Raw genomic sequence first — 1730 nt, 5'->3', positions numbered from 1 at the left:
GGCTTGACCCCGAGCCCGATCAGATGATGGGCCAGCCGGTTGGCGCGCGCGTTGAGTTCGCCATAGCTCACCCGCTCGTCCTCATGCACCACCGCCATCGCGTCGGGCGCCTGGCGCACCTGCGCCTCGAACAGCTCGTGGATGCACCGCTCCGAGGGGTAAGGCGCCGCCGTCCGGTTCAGCTCCTCCAGCAGGTAGCGGCGCTCCTCGGGCGGCAGGATGTCGATGCGACCGACCGGCTGCCCGGCATCGGCAACCATCGCCCGCAGCAATGCCAGCAGATAGCCGCGCTGCCGCTCGATCGTCGCTTCGTCGAACACCGCCGTGGCATAGTGCAGCGATCCGACGATCTCCTCGCCATCTTCGCCAAGGTTGAGCTCCAGATCGAACTTGACCTGATCGAGCCCCTCGCCGGCAGCCTCCACCCGCAGCCCCGCCAGATCCACTGACCCGACGGTCTCGTTCTGCCAGGCCAACATCACCTGGAACAACGGCGTGTGATCGAGGGCCCGCGGCGGCTTGACGATCTCGACCACCTGCTCGAACGGCAGATCCTGATGCTCCTGCGCGGCCAGCGCCGTGCGCCGCGTCCGCTCCAGAAGCTCCGACACGCTCGGCGTGCCCGCCAGGTCCAGCCGCAGCGCCAGGGTGTTGACGAAGAAGCCGATCAGTTCCTCGACCTCGCGCCGGCTGCGGTTGGCGCTCGGCACGCCGATGACAAGGTCGTCCTGCCCTGACAGGCGCGACAGCACCGCCGCCCAGGCCGCCAGCACCGTCATGAAAGGCGTCGTGCCATGCTTGCGGCTCAGCCGCTTCAGACCGCCCGTCAGAGCCGCATCGATGACGACCGGCACGCTCGCCCCGGCAAACGACTGCTGGAGCGGCCGCGGCCGATCGGTCGGCAGCGCAAGACGGGCCGGGGCGCCGGACAGGGTGTCGCGCCAATACTGCGCCTGGCTCTGCAGCCGTTCCCCCGACAGCCATTGCCGTTGCCAGGCGGCATAATCCGGATACTGGATCGCCAGCGGTGGCCGCGGGTCGTCCTGCCCGGCCACAAACGCCCGGTAAAGGCTGCTGAGCTCACGCATCAGCACCCCCATCGACCAGCCATCCGAGACGATATGGTGTTGCGTCAGCAGGAAGACGTGGTCCTCATCCGCCAGCCGGATCAGACGCGCGCGAATCAGCGGCCCGCGCGCCAGATCGAACGGCGTGCGCGCCTCCTCACGGCACAGATCCCAAAGCACGGCATCCGCATCCGGCAGCCCCTGCAGATCGTGCTCTGTCACCGGCAGTCCCGCATCCGGCGGGAGAAGCTCAACCCGGGGCTTGCCCTGCGGCGCGACAAAGACACTGCGCAGCGCCTCGTGACGGGCAAACAGACGGTCAAGGCTGCGCTGCCAGGCGACGCGGTCGAGCGCTCCCCGCAACCGCAAGGCCAGCGGCATGTGATAGTTGGTGCTGCCCTCGTCCAGCTGCGCCAAGAACCACAGCCGCTGCTGCGCAAACGACAGCACCAGCGGCTCGTCGCGCGACACGGCGACAATCGCCGGCAGGTCTTTGGGACCGGCGCGGTGCAACAGCTCGACGATGCTTGCCGCCAGATCGGCAAGCATCGGCCTGGCGAACAGCGTCGACAGCGGCAGTTCCACACCAACGGCCTGCGACAGCCGGCTCGAGAGCTGCACGGCCAAAAGCGAATGGCCGCCGAGTTCGAAGAAGTTGTCGTG

At 68.2% G+C, this 1730-nt stretch carries 1 protein-coding gene; it reads right to left on the bottom strand.

Annotation, left to right across the window (positions count from 1 at the left end):
- Positions 1-1730 (bottom strand): condensation domain-containing protein (locus OLZ32_RS39080; protein ID WP_264425720.1); only part of this gene is annotated, 1730 nt, incomplete at both ends.

The organism is Rhizobium acaciae (assembly GCF_025941625.1).
Classification (GTDB): Bacteria; Pseudomonadota; Alphaproteobacteria; order Rhizobiales; family Rhizobiaceae; genus Rhizobium; species Rhizobium acaciae.
The sequence above is the reverse complement of the archived record's forward strand: the minus strand, read 5'-3'. Positions and strand labels throughout refer to the sequence as shown.